Source organism: Fundidesulfovibrio sp. (genome assembly GCF_058402725.1).
Genome location: NZ_JBZVFJ010000277.1, coordinates 1 through 2,561 on the forward strand (window position 1 = coordinate 1; position 2,561 = coordinate 2,561).

A 2,561-nucleotide genomic window follows, 5' to 3' on the forward strand; every position below is an offset into this window, starting at 1 on the left:
GCGCTGGGACGAGGAGTTGCTGAGCCGACTGGAACTCACGCCGTCGCTGTTCTCGCCCCTGGCGGACCTGGACGAGCCCTGCGCGGGCTTGGCGAACGGCTGGCGCACGCGCTGGCCCGCTCTGGCGAACATCCCGTGGTTCCCCCTGATGGGCGACGGGGCGGCCGCCAACGTGGGCACGGGCTGCGCCTCGCCGGAGCGCGCGGCCGTGACGGTGGGCACCACCAGCGCCGTTCGCGCGGTGACGCCCGGCGCGCCCGGCGCGCTGCCCAAGGCCCTGTGGCGCTACCGCCTGGACCGTGAACGCTCCCTGCCCGGGGGGGCGCTCACCGAGGGCGGGTCGCTGCCCGCCTGGATGCGCGAGGTGCTGCGCCTGGGCGCTCCGGAGGATGTCGAACGGGAAGTGGCGTCCATGAAGCCGTGCTCCCACGGGCTGACCGTGCTCCCGCTCATGGCGGGGGAGCGCGCGCCGGGCTGGTCGGGCAAGGCCAACGGAGCCGTGGTGGGCATGACCCTGGCCACGCGGCCGGTGGAGATCTTCAGGGCGGGGCTGGAGTCGGTGGCCCAGCGTCTGTCCATGGTGTTGGAGGAACTCGCCGCCGTGCTGCCCGGACGATTCACCGTGGTGGCCGGAGGAGGGGCCCTGCGGGCCTCCCCGGCCTGGCGGCGCATCCTCACCGACGCCGTGGGGCGCGAGGTGCGCTTCCCGGACGTGGAGGAGCCTTCCATGCGCGGCGCGGCCCTGATGGCCCTGGAAGCCCTGGGCGTCGTGCGCGACGTGGCCGATCTCCCCGTTCCCGACGGAATCGTCCTCGCCCCGGACGTCAAGGCCCATGCCCTCCACCTGGAAGCCGTCGAGCGCCAGCGCACGCTCTACGAACAGATCATCGCCGACGCGTAGTCGTGGTCACAGCCACGGCCCTTGTCCGTGCGGGCGAGGAGACCGGATGTCCCATGCAGTGGATAACCATAGCGAGGCCACACCATGAATGCCTTCAATCTGTTCCTGCCGACCCGCATCCTGTTCGGCCCCGGACGGCTCTCCGAGCTGGGCTCCACCCCCCACCTGCCGGGCGGCAAGGCCCTGGTGGTCACGGGCGCGGGCGGCTCCATGGAACGGGCGGGGATACTGGGCAGGGTGGTCCGCGCCCTGGAGGGGCGGGGCATCGAGGCCGTCGTCTACGCGGGCATCACGCCGAACCCGGTGGAATCCTCCATCGACGAGGCGGCGCGTCTTGCGCGCGAGAGCTCCTGCGACGTGGTGATCGGCCTGGGAGGCGGAAGCCCCATGGACGCGGCCAAGGCCGTCGCTGTGGCCGCCACGAATCCCGGCCGGTTCTGGGATTACGTGCAGCGCGGCACGGGCGGACGCAGGCAGCCCGAAAAGCCGCCGCTGCCGATCGTGACCATCACCACCACATCCGGCACGGGCTCCGAGTGCGACCCCTGGGCGGTGATCAGCCGCCTGGAAAGCAAGGAGAAGCTGGGCTTCGGGTTCGAGAGCACCATCCCCTCGCTGGCCATCGTGGACCCGGAACTGACCATCGGACTGCCCCCCGCCCAGACGGCCTACACCGGCATGGACGCCTTCTTCCACGCCGTGGAGACCTTCCTGGCCACGGTGAGCCAGCCCGCCTCGGAGCTCTTCAGCCTGGAGTCCGTGCGCCTCATCTCCAGACATCTGCCGACGGCCATCAGGGACGGCTCCAACCTGGAGGCCCGCGCGGGCATGGCCTGGGCGGCCACGGCGGCGGGCGTATGCCAGACGCTGTCGGCCAACATCGTGCACCACCCCATGGAGCACGCTCTCTCGGCCCTGAATCCCTCCCTGCCGCACGGCCTGGGCCTGGTGATGCTGTCCCGGGCCTTCTTCGGCATCCTGGAATCCCGCAAGCCGGAGGCCTTCCCGGCGCTGGCCGTGGCCCTGGGCGCGGACGACGGGAAACCCATGCCCTTCGCGCGGGCGCTCGAAGACCTCATCGCCCGGTGCGGGCTTGACGGCGAAAGGCTTTCCGGTCACGGCTTCTCGCCGTCCGACGTCCGGGCCTTGACCGACAACGTCTACGCCACGGTGGGACGGCATTTCGACATCACGCCCGTGGCGCTCTCGCGCGAAGACGTGGCGGACGTTTTTACCAGGTCCATGTAAGGAGGGCCCCATGGCTGAGGGAATCGGATATCTGGACAAGGGGCTGAGCGAGGCCGAAGTGCGCGCCGTCATGGAGCGCGGAGCGCCGAGGGAGGCGTTCGCGGGCAAGCGCGTGCTGGTCCTCACGCCGGACACGACCCGGACCTGCCCCCTGCCCATGATGATCAGGAACCTGGCGGAACTCATGCTCCCCCACTCGGCCTGCCTGGACTTCATGGTGGCCCTGGGCACCCATCAGCCGCTGCCAGAGAGGGAGATCGAGGAGCTCTACGGCCTCACGCCCGAAACGCGCGCGCGGCTCCTGCCCGGTTCCAGGCTGTTGAACCACCGCTGGGACCTGCCCGACACACTCAAGGTGATCGGGCGGCTCTCCGAAGACGACGTCCGCGACATCTCGGGCGGACTCTTCGCG

At 70.8% G+C, this 2,561-nt stretch carries 3 protein-coding genes; all 3 read left to right on the forward strand.

Going from position 1 to position 2,561, the window contains the following annotated elements; translation table 11 throughout:
- Positions 1-901 (forward strand): FGGY-family carbohydrate kinase (locus tag ACV4UX_RS18635; protein WP_491594779.1); only part of this gene is annotated, 901 nt, incomplete at its 5' end.
- An 84-nt stretch (positions 902-985) separates the two neighbouring features.
- A complete protein-coding gene (locus ACV4UX_RS18640; RefSeq protein WP_491594780.1) occupies positions 986-2,149 on the forward strand; it encodes an iron-containing alcohol dehydrogenase in 1,164 nt (387 codons plus the stop codon).
- Between the two features lie 10 nt (positions 2,150-2,159).
- The coding region (locus ACV4UX_RS18645) for a lactate racemase domain-containing protein (protein WP_491594781.1) at positions 2,160-2,561 on the forward strand (402 nt) is incomplete at its 3' end.